9 protein-coding genes are annotated in these 15,549 nt (G+C 73.3%); 5 read left to right on the top strand and 4 right to left on the bottom strand.

Annotated elements, in window-relative coordinates; translation table 11 throughout:
• Positions 1-19 precede the first annotated feature (19 nt).
• On the top strand, positions 20-805 hold the full coding sequence (locus AB0J24_RS01840) for an LLM class F420-dependent oxidoreductase (protein ID WP_358673859.1): 786 nt from the start codon (positions 20-22) through the stop codon (positions 803-805).
• A 15-nt stretch (positions 806-820) separates the two neighbouring features.
• Here AB0J24_RS01840 and AB0J24_RS01835 read toward each other — a convergent pair whose 3' ends face one another.
• Both AB0J24_RS01835 and AB0J24_RS01830 read right to left on the bottom strand, forming a co-directional pair.
• A complete protein-coding gene (locus AB0J24_RS01835; protein ID WP_358673856.1) occupies positions 821-2,971 on the bottom strand; it encodes an EAL domain-containing protein in 2,151 nt (716 codons plus the stop codon).
• Between the two features lie 91 nt (positions 2,972-3,062).
• Positions 3,063-5,642, bottom strand: a complete 2,580-nt coding sequence (locus AB0J24_RS01830; RefSeq protein ID WP_358673854.1) for a DUF3516 domain-containing protein — start codon at positions 5,640-5,642, stop codon at positions 3,063-3,065.
• Positions 5,643-5,724: 82 nt separating this feature from the next.
• Here AB0J24_RS01830 and AB0J24_RS01825 point away from each other — a divergent pair, with 82 nt between their 5' ends.
• The 4 genes from AB0J24_RS01825 (at position 5,725) to AB0J24_RS01810 (ending at position 13,046) form a co-directional block, all read left to right on the top strand.
• Positions 5,725-7,299: a histidine kinase gene (locus AB0J24_RS01825; RefSeq protein ID WP_358673851.1), complete on the top strand. Its 1,575-nt coding sequence runs from the start codon at positions 5,725-5,727 to the stop codon at positions 7,297-7,299.
• Between the two features lie 72 nt (positions 7,300-7,371).
• Entirely contained in the window at positions 7,372-8,103 is a 732-nt protein-coding gene (locus AB0J24_RS01820) for a beta-phosphoglucomutase family hydrolase (protein ID WP_358673848.1), read from the top strand.
• On the top strand, positions 8,100-10,472 hold the full coding sequence (locus AB0J24_RS01815; RefSeq protein WP_358673845.1) for a glycoside hydrolase family 65 protein: 2,373 nt from the start codon (positions 8,100-8,102) through the stop codon (positions 10,470-10,472). Before AB0J24_RS01820 ends, AB0J24_RS01815 begins: the two co-directional genes overlap by 4 nt.
• Before the next feature lie 303 nt (positions 10,473-10,775).
• Entirely contained in the window at positions 10,776-13,046 is a 2,271-nt protein-coding gene (locus AB0J24_RS01810) for an ATP-binding domain-containing protein (RefSeq protein ID WP_358674367.1), read from the top strand.
• A gap of 57 nt (positions 13,047-13,103) precedes the next feature.
• Here AB0J24_RS01810 and AB0J24_RS01805 read toward each other — a convergent pair whose 3' ends face one another.
• Together AB0J24_RS01805 and AB0J24_RS01800 are read right to left on the bottom strand one after the other, a co-directional pair.
• On the bottom strand, positions 13,104-14,381 hold the full coding sequence (locus AB0J24_RS01805) for a GGDEF domain-containing protein (protein WP_358673842.1): 1,278 nt from the start codon (positions 14,379-14,381) through the stop codon (positions 13,104-13,106).
• 540 nt (positions 14,382-14,921) lie between these two features.
• Positions 14,922-15,548 (bottom strand): DinB family protein, encoded by a 627-nt coding sequence (locus tag AB0J24_RS01800; RefSeq protein WP_358673839.1) that lies wholly within the window; start codon positions 15,546-15,548, stop codon positions 14,922-14,924.
• Between the last annotated feature and the right edge of the window lies 1 nt (position 15,549).

The raw sequence follows: 15,549 nt of genomic DNA, 5'->3' as shown, positions 1-15,549 counted from the left end.
GGTCGGTCAGGATGAGGGCATGACCGATCCGCGTCCCGTCCGCATCGGGCTGCAGCTGCAGCCCCAGCACGCCGACTACGCCGACATCCGACGCACCGTCGCCGCCGCCGAGGAGGCGGGCGCCGACGTCGTCTTCAACTGGGACCACTTCTTCCCGCTCTACGGCGAACCCGACGGCAAGCACTTCGAGTGCTGGACGATGCTCGGCGCCTGGGCGGAGGCCACCTCCCGGGTGCAGATCGGCGCGCTGGTCACCTGCAACAGCTACCGCAACCCCGACCTGCTCGCCGACATGGCCCGCACCGTCGACCACATCTCCGGCGGCCGGCTGATCCTCGGCATCGGCGCCGGCTGGTTCCGCCGCGACTACGACGAGTACGGCTACGAGTTCGGCACCGCAGGCGGGCGGCTGCGCGACCTCGCGCAGGCCCTGCCCCGGATCCGGGCCCGCTGGGCCACGCTGAACCCGGCCCCGACCCGCGACATCCCGGTCCTCGTGGGCGGGGGTGGCGAGAAGAAGACGCTGCGCTACACCGCCGAGCACGCGAACATCTGGCACGGGTTCGGCGACGCCGGCACCGTGGCGCACAAGTGCGCGGTGCTCGACGGGCACTGCCGTGACATCGGGCGCGACCCGGCCGAGATCGAGCGTTCGGTCGCGGTCGAGGCCGCCCCGGAGGAGGTCGGCGCCGAGTTGTACGACGCCGGCGTCCGGTTGTTCACCGTCGCCCAGGACGGCCAGGGCGGTTACGACCTCGGCCGGTTGAAGGACTGGCTGGCCTGGCGCGACGAGCGCAACGGCTGACCTCCGGCGGCCGGTTCAGGCCGGGTCGCGCAGGAACGGGTCCCCGAGGAGTTCCGGGACCCGTTCCGGGACGACCGCGGGCGCGTAGTACCAGCCCTGCGCGTTCGCGCAGCCGTACTCGCGCAACCGCAGCGCCTGCTCCCGGGTCTCGACGGCCTCCGCGGTCACCTCCAGGTCCAGCGCCGAGGCCAGCGAGATCAGCGTGCGCAGGATGACGTCGTCGCGCTCGGCGGAACCGGCGAGGAAGTGCCCGGCGAGCTTCAGCACGTGCACCGGGAGGTGGCGCAGGTAGGCGAGGTTGGAGTAGCCGGTGCCGAAGTCGTCGATGGCGATCCGCACCCCCATCCGTTCCAGCTCGCGCAGCGTCGCGGGCGGCCGTCCGGGCGAACCCATCAGGTCGGACTCGGTGAGTTCGATCTGCAGGCGTTCGGCGGGCCAGCCGTGCCGCTCCAGGGTCGTCGCGACGTCCGCGACGAGGTCGGATTCGACGATCTGGCGGGCCGCCACGTTCACGCTGACCAGCAGCGGCTGGTCCGGGTGCGCGTCGGCCCAGGTGCGGCCCTGCCGGCACGCCTCGTCGAGCACCCGGCGACCGAGCGGGACCACCAGCCCGGTCTCCTCGGCGAGCGGGATGAACCGGTCCGGGCCGAGCAGTTCGCCGTCCGGGCGCTGCCAGCGCACCAGCGCCTCCACCCCGATGGTCTGCTCGTCGGCGAGCCGGACCAGCGGCTGGTACACCACCACGAAGTCGTCACGGCGCAGCGCCTCGGGCATCTGTGAGGACAACTCGAACCGCCGGACGTCGGAACGGTGCCGCTCCCGGTCGTAGAGCACGTAGCGGCCGCGCCCGGCCCGCTTGGCGGAGTACAGCGTGGTGTCGGCGGCGGCCAGCAGCTCGTCGGCACCCAGCTCGCCGTCGTGCCGCACGACACCGACGCTGGCCGAGATGATGATGTCCCGCCCGTCGACCCGGACCGGCCTGCGCACGGTGCCGAGCGCACGGCCCGCGATCTCCTCGAGATCGGCACGGTCGGCGGTGCGCGGCACCAGCACCACGAACTCGTCGCCACCCATCCGGGCCACCAGGTGGCCCTCCGGTTCCAGGGAGGCACGCAACCGGTCCGCGAGGACCGCGAGCAGCCGGTCGCCCGCCTGGTGGCCGAGGGTGTCGTTGACGACCTTGAAGCCGTCCAGGTCGAGGTAGCAAATGCCGGGCCGGGTGCCGGTGCCGGCGTGGTCGGCGATCGCCGCGGCGAGCCGCTCGATGAACAGCGAGCGGTTGGGCAGTCCGGTGAGCGGGTCGTGGGTCGCCTGGTGCTCCAGCCGCTGCTGCAGCTCACGCTGCTCGGTGACGTCGCTGAGGACGGCGACCAGGTGGTCGGTCGAGCCGTCGTCCTCGCGCAGCGGGGTCACCACGGCATCGATCCAGATCTCGGCACCGTCGGCACGGCGCACCGGCCGCACGACACGCAACCGGTCGAGCGACCCGTCGAGCAGCCGCGCGCGCTCGGCCCAGAGCTCGGGGGCCTGCCGGACGGGCACGAAGTCGGCGACGCCCATCCCGGTGAGCTGCTCGCGGGAGTAGCCGAGCATCCCCGCGGCGGCGTCGTTGGCCTCGATCGAGCGGCCGGAGGAGTCGAAGATCACAATCCCCACGGCGGCGGACTCGAACATCGCCGAGAACCGGGTCTCGGAGGCCCAGCGGGCCCGCTCGGCGACCCGGCGGGCGTCCAGCGCGGCCCGGGTGACCTGCTCCTGGTCGGCGAGCACCTGCAGCCGCAGCGCGTCGGTGAACCCGCGGACGAACGCCGCCTGCACCGCGGCGAGGCGCCGGACCCGTCCTGCGGTGTCGGCGGCCCGTTCCAGGTGCGCGCCGAGCACGGACAGGGTGGTCTCGAGGCAGGCCGGGTCGGTGATCCGGGCATCGACCAGTTCGCGGCCTGCATCGGCGACCTCGGCCGGGACGAGCGTCTGCGCCGTCGCGGCCCGGTGCAACCGATCGGCGAGCTGCTCCAGCAGGGGACGCAGCTCCGCCGCGGGCTGCGGGCACCGGCGGGCCAATGCGGTGGTCCACGCGGCCGCGAGCTCCGACGGGCCGGAGATCGCCTCGACGGCCAGGGCCCGGCCGTGGTCGGCGCATGCAGCGGCGACGTCGGCCTGCTGCATCCACCGACCCCCGTTCGCTCCGGTGGAGGGACTGCCCTCTCGATCGGGGAACACCGTAACCGATCCGATGCCTGCGAGGGGGCCGACCGGGTTACGCCCCGGGGCCGGTCGTCTCCGGTTGTGCGCCGTCCGTCACCCCGGTCACCCAGATGACCGCTTCACCTGCCTCGTCGGAGGCCGCGAGGTCGACCTCGGCGGTGATCGCCCAGTCCCGGTCGCCCGCCGGGTCGTCGAGCACCTGGCGGACCAGCCAGCGGTCGGCCTCCTCGGTGAGGTCGAAGAACTCCGGGCCGCGGGCCCGAGGGCCGAACCCGATCCGGTCGTGGATCTCGAAGTAGGGCGCCGCGGCCTCCCGCCAGCGCTGCGCCGTCCAGCCCGCGTCGGCGTCGAGCGCGCCGAGCTCCTCGTAGCGGCCCAGCGCGAGATGCTCCACCCGGCGGAACATCGCATTGCGGACCAGCACCCGGAAGGCGCGTACGTTGCCGGTCACCCCGGCCGGTGCGGCGAGTCCGACGTCGGCACCCGGTGGCGTGACCTCGCCGTCGCCACCGTCGGTGTCGGCGCCCGCGGCGAGCTTCTCCCACTCGTCGAGCAACGAGGAGTCGGTCTGGCGGACGAGCTCCCCCAGCCATTCGATCAGGTCGGTGAGCTCGTCGGTGCGGGCGTGCTCGGGGACGGTCTGCCGCAGCGCCCGGTAGGCGTCGGCGAGGTAGCGCAGCACCAGGCCCTCGGAGCGGGCGAGCTGGTAGTACGAGACGTACTCGGTGAACGTCATGGCCCGCTCGCTCATGTCGCGCACCACCGACTTGGGCGACAGCACGGCGTCGGCCACCCAGGGCGCACCGCGGCGATAGGTCTCCAGCGCGGCGTGCAGCATCTCCTCCAGCGGCTTGGGGTGGGTGACCTCCTCGAGGCGGGCCATCCGCTCCTCGTACTCGATCCCGTCCGCCTTCATCGCCGCGACCGCCTCACCGCGCGCCTTGTTCTGCTGCGCGGCGAGGATCTGCCGTGGGTCGTCGAGGGTGGACTCGACGACCGAGAGCACGTCGAGGGCGTAGTCCGGGGACTCCTGGTCGAGCAGCTCGAACACGGCCAGCGCGAACGGCGACAGCGGCTGGTTCAGCGCGAAGTCCAGCTGCAGCTCGTCGACGATCCGGACGCGCGGCCGTTCGGCACCGTCCACCCGGTACTCCTCGACGACGCCGGCGCTGCGCAGCGCCCGGTAGATCGCGATCGCCCGGAGCATGTGCTTGCGCTGCCGCGGGCGGGGCTCGTGGTTGTCGGTGAGCAGGTGCCGCATCGCGGCGTAGGTGTCCCCGCCGCGTGAGATCACGTTCAGCAGCATCGCGTGGGTGACCTCGAAGTGGCTGGTCAGAGGTTCGGGGCGGGCCTGCTGGAGCTTCTCGAACGAGGTCTGCGACCAGCCGACGAAGCCCTCCGGCGGCTGCTTGCGCTGGATCTTGCGGCGCTTCTTCGGGTCGTCACCGGCCTTGGCGAGCGCCTTCGCGTTCTCGATGTCGTGCTCGGGTGCCTGGGCGACCACGGTGCCGACGGTGTCGTACCCGGCCCGGCCCGCCCGGCCGGCGATCTGGTGGAACTCGCGGGCCTTGAGCGGGCGGACCCGGCGTCCGTCGTACTTGGACAGCGCGGTGAACAGCACCGTCCGGATCGGCACGTTGATCCCGACGCCGAGCGTGTCGGTGCCGCAGATGACCTTGAGCAGCCCGGCCTGGGCGAGGGTCTCCACGAGGCGCCGGTAGCGGGGCAGCATCCCGGCGTGGTGCACCCCGATGCCGTGCCGCACCAGGCGGGACAGCGTCCGGCCGAAGCCGGAGGTGAACCGGAACGCTCCGATCGTCTCGGCGATCGCCGCCTTGTCCTCCTTGGACGTGACGTTCACGCTCATCAGAGCCTGCGCCCGCTCCACGGCGGCCTGCTGGGTGAAGTGCACGATGTAGACGGGCGCCTCGCGGGTGGCGAGCAGCTCGGTGATCGTCTCGTGCAGCGGCTCGACGACGTAGCGGAAGTGCAGCGGCACCGGCCGGTCCACCGAGCTGATCTCCGCGGTCTCCCGGCCGGTGCGCCGGGTCAGGTCCTCGGCGAAGAACGTCGTGTCGCCCAGCGTCGCGCTCATCAGCAGGAACTGCGCCTGGGGCAGCTCGACGATCGGCACCTGCCAGGCCCAGCCGCGGGACGGGTCGGCGTAGAAGTGGAACTCGTCCATTACCACCGACCCGACGTCCGCGCCCGATCCGGTGCGCAGCGCCAGGTTGGCCAGGATCTCCGCGGTGCAGCAGATGATCGGGGCCTTCTCGTTCACCGCGGCGTCACCGGTGAGCATGCCGACCTTGTCCGCGCCGAACACCTCGCACAGCGCGAAGAACTTCTCGCTGACCAGGGCCTTGATCGGCGCGGTGTAGAAGGTCCGCTCCCCGCGGGCCAGGGCTGCGGCGTGCGCGCCCATCGCGACCAGCGATTTCCCGGAACCGGTCGGGGTGGACAGGATGACGTTCGCGCCGGTCACCAGTTCCAGCAGCGCCTCCTCCTGCGCCGGGTACAGCGACAGGCCGCGCTCGTCGAACGCCCAGTCGGCGAAGACCTCCACCAGGTCGGCGGGGTCGATCGGGTCGTCGGGGCCGGTGGTGCGGGGGAGCCGGTCGGTGAGCGTCATGATGACCCCGATTGTGCCCGCTCACCCGGCCGCGGTGACCGCGGCCGGAGCCCGGCGCCGCACTCCGGACTACCGTGGGCCCGTGACCGGGGGAGGGGAGTCGGGTGGCATCCGCCCGACCATGCCCGATCTCGTCCCGCCGATGCTGCCCGCGACCGGCGAGCTGTCCGACGCCACCGACCCGGCGCGGTGGGCCGTCGAGTTCGGCTGGGAGGGGCATCGCTGCGTCGCCTATGTGCGCGGGGGTCGGGTCCGGCTGCTCTCCTCGACGGCACGCAGCGTCACCGGCTCGTTCCCCGAGCTCGCCGTGCTGGCCGACCAGGCCCCGCCCGGCGGGCTGGTCCTCGACGGCACCGTCGTCGCGCTCGACGAGGCGGGCCGCCCCTCGCGCGGGCCGCTGCTGCGCCGCACCGCGACGCTCGCCCCGGACGCCGCGCTGCGCGCGGAGGTGCCGGTCGGCTACGTCGTGACCGACCTGCTGTGGTGCGACGGGCGCCGCGTGCTGGAGCTGCCCTACCGCCACCGGCGGGCGGAGCTGGAGAAACTGGCGCTGGCCGGGCCGGCGATCCTGGTGCCCCCGTCGTTCGGGCTGGACGAGGCGGAGCTGGTGGTCCGCACCGCCGAGCAGTACGGACTGGACGGCCTGCACCTCAAGCGGCTCGACGTGCCGTACCAGCCGGGCAGGCGTACCCGCAACTGGTTGCGGGTGCCGCTGCGCAGGCGCAGGCAGGTGCTGGTCGCCGGTTGGGTACCGGCGCCCGGGCGGCCGGAACGGATCGCCGCGGTGCTGCTGGCGCTGCCCGGACCGGACGGACCGCGCTACGTCGGCCGGGTGGGGATCGGCGCCGCGGACGCCGACGCCGCCGCGATCCTCGCCGCCCCGCCCGGTGCGCCGCCCTCCGCGGTGCCCGACGGGATCGCCGAGAACGCCCGCTGGCTGGCACCCGGGCTGACCGCCGCGGTCGAGCACCGGGGCCGGACGGCGGCCGGCCGGCTCGCGCTGCCGTCCTGGCGGGGTCTGGTGCCCGACGACGAGCGCGACGACGAGCTGCTCGACGAGCTCACCCCACCGGCGGCCGCCCCGCCCCGGCAGGCCACCGGGCGCGGGCCCGCCGCCTCCGCCGAGCCCGCGCCGCGCACGGCAGAGCCCGCCGGCCCGTGGCACGGGCCGCTGTCGCGGCGGTTGGAGCAGCACTTCGTCTACAACACGTTGAACACGATCGCCTCGCTGGTGCGCACCGACCCGCCGCGGGCCCGGGAGCTGCTGCTCGGGTTCGCCGACCTGTCCCGGGCCGCCGATCGTGCCGAGGAACCCACCATCCGGCTGGACGAGGAGCTGGCGGCCGTCCGTGCCTACCTGCAGATCGAACGGGCCCGGTTCGGCGCCCGGCTCAGCGCCGAGATCGACGATCCGGCACGGGCCGGCGTCGATCCCGGGTCTGCCGTCGTACCGCTGTCGGTGCTCGCCGCGGTGCGCCGCGGCGTGCAGGAGGAGATCGAACCGGTCCCGGGCGGCGGGGCGGTGCATGTGCTGCTCGTCACCGGCCCGGACGGGCCGCAGTGCCGGATCGAGATCAGCGAGGTGGGCCGAACGGATGCCGCCCGTGCCCCGTTCGTCCTGTTCAGCCTGCCGCTGGACGCTCCGGCCGGGTCGTGATCCGGCCGGGTGGGTACGCGGTGAACTCCCCGGGGGCGACGGACCTTCATCGATCCGGATAGCGTGCGCGCCATGCTGGGGCTCCCCGACGGCACCCGCGCGTGCCTGTTCGACCTCGACGGTGTGCTGACCGACACGGCGAGCGTGCACGCCGCCGCCTGGAAACAGATGTTCGACGAGTACCTGCGTGCCCGCGACGGCGCCGGGTTCGTCCCGTTCGACGTGACCGCCGACTACGGTCCCTACGTCGACGGCAAGCCCCGCCTGGAGGGCACCCGCAGCTTCCTCGCCTCGCGCGGGATCGAACTGCCCGAGGGCGACCCGTCCGACGGCGCGGACACCGAGACCCTGTGGGGCCTGTCCACCCGCAAGAACGACCTGGTCCAGGTGAAGATCACCGAAGGGGTGCAGGTGTATCCCGGGTCCCGCCGCTACCTGGAGGCCGTCCGGGAGGCCGGGCTGGCCACCGCCGTCGTGTCCTCCTCGGCGAACGCCGAGCAGATCCTGCGGGTCACCGGGCTGGAGACCTTCATCGACCACCGGGTCGACGGCGTCACCGCCCGGGAACGCGGCCTGCCCGGCAAGCCCGCACCCGACACCTTCCTCGCCGCCGCGGCCGACCTGGATGTCGACCGGTCCGCCGCGGTGGTGTTCGAGGACGCGCTGGCCGGCGTGCAGGCCGGCCGCGCGGGAGGCTTCGGCGCCGTCGTCGGCGTCGACCGCCTCGGCCAGGCCGCCGCCCTGCGTGAGCACGGCGCGGACGTCGTCGTCACCGATCTCGCCGACCTGCTGGAGCGCTCGTGAAGCCCGACCACCTGCCCACGTTCACCACCGAGCCGTGGGTGGTCCGTGAGCCGCGCCTCGACCTGGACGCGATGGGGCAGACCGAATCGGTGTTCGCCCTGTCCAACGGGCACATCGGCCTGCGCGGCAACCTCGACGAGGGCGAGCCGCACGTGCTGCCCGGTACCTACCTGAACTCGTTCTACGAGGTCCGCCCGCTGCCCTACGCCGAGGGTGGCTACGGCTACCCCGAGTCCGGGCAGACCATCGTCAACGTCACCAACGGCAAGCTGATCCGGCTGCTGGTCGACGACGAGCCGTTCGACCTGCGCTACGGCACGCTGCGCCGGCACGAACGGGTGCTGGACATGCAGTCCGGCACCCTGGAGCGCGACGTCGAGTGGGAGTCGCCGGCCGGCCGCGCCGTGCAGGTCCGCTCGACCCGGCTGGTGTCGCTGACCCAGCGGGCGATCGCGGCGATCTGCTACGAGGTCGAGCTCGTCGACACCGGCCACTCCGACGCGGACGGTGCGCTGCTGGTGCTGCAGTCCGAGCTGGTCGCCAACGAGCAGCTCCCCGGCCGCGACGCCGACGACCCGCGACTGGACACCGCGCTGGACAACGTCCTGGAGCCCGAGCAGTCCCGGGCCGGTGAGGCCGGCGCGACCCTGGTGCACCGCACCCGCAAGTCCGGGCTGCGCTGCGGCGCGGCGATGGAGCACGAGGTCAGCGGGCCCGAGGGCATCCAGATCAGCACCGACGCCAACGAGGACCTGGCCCGCACCACGATCATCGCCCGGGTCCGGCCCGGCGAGACGCTGCGCGTGATCAAGTACCTGTCCTACGGCTGGTCCTCGCGGCGCAGCCTGCCCGCGGTCTACGACCAGGTCCGGGCCGCGCTCGCTGCCGCCCGCTACACCGGCTGGGACGGCCTGGTCCGCGAGCAGCGCGAGTACCTCGACGACTTCTGGGCCACCGCCGACGTCGAGATCGACGGCGACGCCGAGCTGCAGCAGGCCGTCCGGCTCGCCACGTTCCACATCCTGCAGGCGGGTGCCCGGGCGGAGCGTCGCTGCATCCCGGCCAAGGGCCTGACCGGGGACGGTTACGACGGGCACACGTTCTGGGACACCGAGACGTTCTGCCTGCAGGTGTTGTCGTTCGTCGCGCCGGACGCCGCGGCCGACGCGCTGCGCTGGCGCCGCTCGATCCTGCCGCAGGCCTTCGAACGGGCCGAGACGCTCGGGCTCAAGGGTGCGGCGTTCCCGTGGCGGACGATCCGCGGCCACGAGTGCTCGGGCTACTGGCCGGCCGGGACGGCGGCGTTCCACATCAACGCCGACATCGCCGACGCGGTGAAGCGGCACGTCGCCGCGACCGGGGACACGGCGTTCGAGCTGGAGGTCGGCCTGGAGCTGCTGGTGGCCACCGCCCGGCTGTGGCGCTCGCTGGGGCACCACGACTCCGCGGGCAACTTCCGGATCGACGGGGTGACCGGTCCGGACGAGTACTCCTCGATCGCCGACAACAACGTCTACACGAACCTGATGGCGCGGCAGAACCTGCGCTACGCCGCCGAGGTGGCCGCGAAGCACCCGCGCTCGGCGGCCCGGCTGGGTGTGGACTCGGAGGAGATCGCGTCCTGGCGGGACGCGGCGACCGCCATGCTGATCCCGTTCGACGAGCGCCTGGGGGTGCACCCGCAGTCCGAGGGCTTCACCGACCACCAGCTGTGGAACTTCGACGAGACCCCGCCCGAGCGGTACCCGCTGCTGCTCAACTACCCGTACTTCGACCTCTACCGCAAGCAGGTCGTCAAGCAGGCCGACCTCGTGCTGGCGATGCAGATCTTCCCGGACGAGTTCACCGACGAGCAGAAGCGCCGCAACTTCGCCTACTACGAGGCGATCACGGTGCGGGACTCCTCGCTCTCGGCGTGCACCCAGGCGGTGCTCGCCGCCCGCACCGGGCACCTGGAGCTCGCCCACCAGTACCTGGCCGAGGCCGCCCTGGTCGACCTGCACGATCTCGCGGGCAACACCGACCACGGCATGCACATCGCGTCGATGGCGGGCACCTGGTCGGCCGTGGTGCTCGGTTTCGGCGGGATGCGCTGCGAGGCCGACGGGCTGTCGTTCGCGCCGGTGCTGCCCGCCTCGCTGTCGCGGGTCTCGTTCGGGTTGAAGTGGCAGGGCCGCAGGCTGCGGGTCACGATCACCCCGGACGAGGTGGAGTACCAGCTGCTCGACGGCGCGCCGATGCGGCTGCGCCACCACGACGAACCGATCGCGCTGGACGGCGAGGGCCCGGTGAGCGCGGCGACGCCGCCCACCGAGTGGGTGGAGCCGGTGGAGCAGCCGGCCGGGCGGGCGCCGCGCCAGCGCAGCTGACGCGTCCGGCGCGGACCGGTGCCGGTCCGCGCCGGGGCCCGTCGCGTGGTGCGGCACGGGGGCCGGGCGGAACGGTGGCGAGCCCCCCGCGATGCGCTGGTACGTTGATACGTCGCGTCGCCCGACGACGGCGGGGTCCGTGGAGGGCCCGCACCGGCAGGTGCCGCGACCGTGCTCGCCCCCTCGGTGGAGGATCCCCGCGCCGTGCCCGAACCCACTCCCGACCCGTCCGTCGACCCGCCCGGAAGCGGGCCGGAACCGGAGCCCGACCCGGAGCTGCGCCACGAGCAGGCCTACGTCGGCATGCTCTACGAGCAGCTCGAGGACCGTCGCCGTGACACCGCCCGGCGGCTCACCGACACGTTGCGTGAGGAGACCGTCGGCACCCCGCAGGCGATCACCCAGCGCGACGCGGCCGCGGCCCTGCTGGCGGACAAGCTCGCCGCGCTGCGCGCCGCCGAGCACGGTCTCGCGTTCGGGCGGCTGGACGCCGACGGGGGCGAGGTCCGGTACGTCGGCCGGATCGGCCTGCTCGACGAGCAGAACGAGTACGAGCCGCTGCTGATGGACTGGCGGGCCCCCGCGGCCCGGCCGTTCTACACCGCGACCGCGGCGAACCCGGAGGGCATGCGCCGGCGCAGGCACCTGCGGACCCGGCTCCGTCAGGTCGTCGCGATCGACGACGAGCCGCTCAACCTCGCCGAGATGAGCGACGACGAGCGGGCCCGGGCCGGGGCGGGGCTGACCAGCGAGGCGGCGCTGCTGGCCGCGGTGTCCGAGGCACGCACGGGTCGGATGGGCGACATCGTCGCCACCATCCAGGGCGAGCAGGACCGGATCATCCGGTCCAAACCGTCCGGGGTGCTCGTCGTGCAGGGCGGCCCGGGCACCGGCAAGACGGCGGTGGCGCTGCACCGCGCCGCCTACCTGCTCTACACCCACCGCGACCGGCTCGCCCGGCGCGGTGTGCTCGTCGTCGGGCCGAACCCGACCTTCCTGCGCTACATCGGGCAGGTGCTGCCGTCGCTGGGGGAGACCTCGGTGGTGCTCGGCACCGTCGCCCAGCTCTACCCGGGTCTGGACGCCCGCCGTCCGGAGGATCCGGCGACCGCGGAGCTGAAGGGCCGGGTCGACCTGGCCGCGGTCGTCGCAGCCGCCGTGCGGGACCGCCAGCAGCTGCCGCGCAAGCCGATCGAGCTGGTGGTGGAGCAGCAACGGGTCGTGCTGGACCGCGACACGGTCGCCCAGGCCCGGACCAGGGCCCGGCGCTCGCGCAAACCGCACAACGAGGCCCGCCGGATCTTCCGCAAGGAGCTCCTGCGGTTGCTCGCCCAGCAGGTCGCTCGCCGGGTCGGTGGCGGCGAGTCCGGACTGCTGGACCGGCTCGACGTCGACGACATCCGCAACGAGCTGACCGAGTCCCCCGCGGTGCAGCAGGAGCTGGAGCAGCTGTGGCCGACGCTGTCGCCGGAGCAGCTGCTCACCGAGCTGTTCGCCGACCGGAGGCGGTTGAACTCGGTGGCCCGCCGCATCCCCGCCGCCGAGCGCGCGCTGCTGGAGCGCGACGCGCCCGGCCCGGAGGTGCCCTACGAGCAGCGCTGGTCGGCCGCCGACGTGGCGCTGCTCGACGAGGCGGCCGAGCTGCTCGGTGACGACGGTGCCGCGCAGGCCGCGGCCGAGGCCGCCGCGCTGCGCGAGGAGGTCGAGTACGCCCAGGGCGTGCTCGACGTGCTCGACCTCGAGGAGGACCTCGACCCGGAGCTGTTGCGGGCCACCGACATCATCGACGCGGACCGGCTCGCCGAGCGGATGCAGGTCGCCCGCTACGACTCGACGGCCGAGCGGGCCGCCGCGGACCGCGAGTGGACCTACGGTCACGTGATCGTCGACGAGGCGCAGGAGCTGTCCGCGATGGCCTGGCGGATGGTGATGCGCCGGGCGCCCGCCCGGTCGATGACGCTGGTCGGGGACATCGCGCAGACCGGTGACCGGGGTGGCGCCGGATCGTGGCACGAGGTGCTGTCGCCGTTCGTGGCGCGCCGGTGGCGGCTGGAGCAGCTGACCGTCAACTACCGCACCCCGGCCGAGATCGCCGACGTCGCCGACGACGTGCTCGCCGAGATCGACCCGTCGTTGGAACCGCCGTCGTCGGTCCGCTCGACCGGGGTCCCGCCGTGGGCGGCGGCGCTCCCGGCCGAGGGCCCCGGCCGGGACCGCGTGCTGGCCGAGCGGATCGCCGCCGATCGGGACGCGGTCGGTGAGGGCCGGACGGCGGTGCTGGTCCCGGCCGCGCGGGTGGCCCCGACCCGGGCTGCGCTCCTCGCGGCCGGGGTCCTCGACGCCGAGACCGACCCGGAGGAGCTGGACGCCGCGGTCGTCGTGCTCGCGGTCGCCGCATCGAAGGGCCTGGAGTTCGACGCGGTGGTCGTGGTGGAGCCCCAGGAGATCCTCGCCGAGTCGCCGCGCGGCCTCAACGACCTCTACGTGGCGATCACCCGGGCGACCCAGCGCCTCGGCGTGCTGCACTCCGGTGACCTGCCGCCGGTGCTGAAGCGGATCAGCCGGGAGCAGTAGCGCTGCCGGCCGCGGGCCCGGTGGAGGGTACCGCCGGTCCCGTGCGCCGGACCGCGTTCAGCGGGCGGGGCCGGACCGCCCGGTGCCGCGGATCCGGACCCGGTTCCGCCCGGCTCGTTTCGCGGTGTACAGCGCCTCGTCGGCGGCCGCGAGCAGCCGGTCGAGCTCGGTGCCCGCCCCGGGCTGGACGGCCGCGCCCACCGACACGCTGAGCCGGTCGATGCGCGCGGCGCCCTGCAGGGAGGTCACCTCGACGCTCAGCGACTCCACCCGGTGCCGGATGCGCTCGCACATCTCGTGCACCGCCGCCGCCCCGGCCGCCGGGTCCTGCTTCATCGTGCCCATCGCGACGACGAACTCCTCGCCGCCGAACCGGCCGACCACGTCGGTGCCACGGACTTCCGCGGTCAGCACCTCGGCCACCGAGGCGAGGACGGCGTCCCCGACGAGATGGCCGTGCCGGTCGTTGACGACCTTGAAATGGTCGAGATCGAGGATGAGGACGCCGGCCGCGACCCGGTCGCGACGGGCCGCGGCGAGCAGCCGGGTGGCCCTGGCCCGCCAGGCGTCGGCGTTGAGCAGGCCGGTCTTGGGGTCGGTGTCGGCCTTGTTCTCCAGTTGGCGGACCAGCGTGGTCTGTTCGAGCAGCAGCAACGGCGGAATCAGCAGGGCCAGCAGTGGCCAGTGTTCGGGGAGGGCCACGACGGCCACCAGGGCCCCCAGGCTCAGCGTCGCGATCTCCAGCGCGATCTCGCCGCCGGCCAGGATCGCCAGGAACGTCGAACGCGGCTGGGACAGCCGGATCACGCCCACGACCAGGAGCGTGTTCGTCGCGGTGTAGGCCAGCAGGCAGCACACGAGGGTGAGGAAGCCGGTGAGCGAGGCGTAGTCGTCGTGGACACCGGTCAGCTCCCGCAGCGCCACGACCAGGTACACCGCGAGGACGACGGTGGAGGTCGAGTACAGCTGCCGGTGCAGTGGTGTGCCCGCCGGGCGGAACACCCGGAAGTACAGGTGCGTGTAGACGGCGACGACGGTGGCGGCCGCCGCCGCGGCGGGCAGGGCGAGGGCGGCCGCGAACGTCCACACCGAGCTCAGGTCGATGTAACGGGTTTCGGCTATGCGCCGACGCATCCGTTCGGCCCCGAGCGACAGCTCGGCGTGCACGGCGGCCGCGACGAGAAGGGTCGCACCGACCATCCACACCCGCAGTTCGAGCAGTTCCTGGCCACGCAGCAGAATCTCGCCCACCACGAGCACGACGGCGGTCAGTTCGACCACCATCAGCAGGAGGCGCACACGCAGCGGCAGGAGCCAGAACGGTCGGCGGCGCACCGCGTCGCCGGTGCCCGGAACCCGGGCGCCGGATGCCGACGGATCTCCAGACAAGGGTGCCGAACCTTTGATCGTTTCCTTCGTCGAGCATAGCGGCCGGCAGCTCGGACTCGATGCTGGTCAGCGGGGCAGCATCGGCCTGCGGTGAGATCGCGGACGGCCCGGCAGATCGCCCCGTGAAGATCGACAGTGTCCCTGACGTGGCGAAGTCGTGTTTACCCTGGTGCTCGGATCTCACCCATAAGAGTGTCAGGGCTGCGGACAGTGACGAACCCGCGGTGTCTCCCGGCCGACCCGGGAGCGGGGGTGGGCGTCCGGATCCATGCGTGAGGAGGTGCAGCGGAATGCGTAACTGGAACTGGTGAATCGGATGCCGAACGGACGAAGGTCGCGAACAGCCGGAAGGGGTCGAACACATGCGTAACTGGAACTGGTGACCGCGTCAGAAAACTGCCGGAAACACTCGGGAAAGGAGCGCGACATGCGTAACTGGAACTGGTGACCCGCCCGCCGTGCGTGGTTCTCGCGGCTCTGGCCGCGTCAACCACGCACGGGCGGCGAGGCCGCGTACAGATCCCGCATCAGGGCGATCTCGGCGCCGTGATGGATGACCTCGCGGTGGATGTGCAGGACCAGCGTCGCGAGCGGCGCGTCGGCGTACGGGCCCTCGGCGGGCCCGCAGGGCCGGGCCAGCCCGTCGACGCCCAGCGCGGCGACCCCCTCGGTCCAGCGGTGGTAGGCCTCGTCGAGCTGGGCGAGCGCCCCGGCGGCGGTGGCCGCACAGACGTGCGAGTCGAAGTCGACCGGCCGGCCGCCGAAGTGCGCGTGCACCCGCAACCCGAACACCCCGACGATCACGTGCACCAGCCGCCAGGCGATCGTCGTGACCGGCGGTGGCTCCGGTGCCGGGAATGCGAAGTCGAGCACCCGGTCCCCGGACCCGGCGCCCGGCGGGGTCACCGACGCGCCCCGGGGGCGCACGCTCCACATACCGGGTACCGGTTCCCAGAGGTACTCGTCGTCGGTGAGCCCGGCGAGCCGGGGCCGCAGCAGGTGCTCCCAGTGGAAGGTCAGCTGATCGAGGAGCTGGGCGTTCCAGTCGATCCCGGCCGGGTCGGGGCCGGTGTGCCCGGTTCGCGGGCGCCGGTCGCTCGTGCCACGGTTCATG

Source organism: Pseudonocardia sp. NPDC049635 (assembly GCF_040659795.1).
In the GTDB taxonomy this organism is placed as follows: domain Bacteria; phylum Actinomycetota; class Actinomycetes; order Mycobacteriales; family Pseudonocardiaceae; genus Pseudonocardia.
The sequence above is the reverse complement of the archived record's forward strand: the minus strand, read 5'-3'. Positions and strand labels throughout refer to the sequence as shown.

Coding starts and splice junctions, on each gene's coding strand:
- AB0J24_RS01840 (WP_358673859.1), top strand. CDS start 20: ATGACCGATCCGCGTCCCGTCCGCATCGGGCTGCAGCTGCAGCCCCAG.
- AB0J24_RS01810 (WP_358674367.1), top strand. CDS start 10,776: ATGCTCTACGAGCAGCTCGAGGACCGTCGCCGTGACACCGCCCGGCGG.
- AB0J24_RS01820 (WP_358673848.1), top strand. CDS start 7,372: ATGCTGGGGCTCCCCGACGGCACCCGCGCGTGCCTGTTCGACCTCGAC.
- AB0J24_RS01835 (WP_358673856.1), bottom strand. CDS start 2,971: ATGCAGCAGGCCGACGTCGCCGCTGCATGCGCCGACCACGGCCGGGCC.
- AB0J24_RS01800 (WP_358673839.1), bottom strand. CDS start 15,548: ATGAACCGTGGCACGAGCGACCGGCGCCCGCGAACCGGGCACACCGGC.
- AB0J24_RS01830 (WP_358673854.1), bottom strand. CDS start 5,642: ATGACGCTCACCGACCGGCTCCCCCGCACCACCGGCCCCGACGACCCG.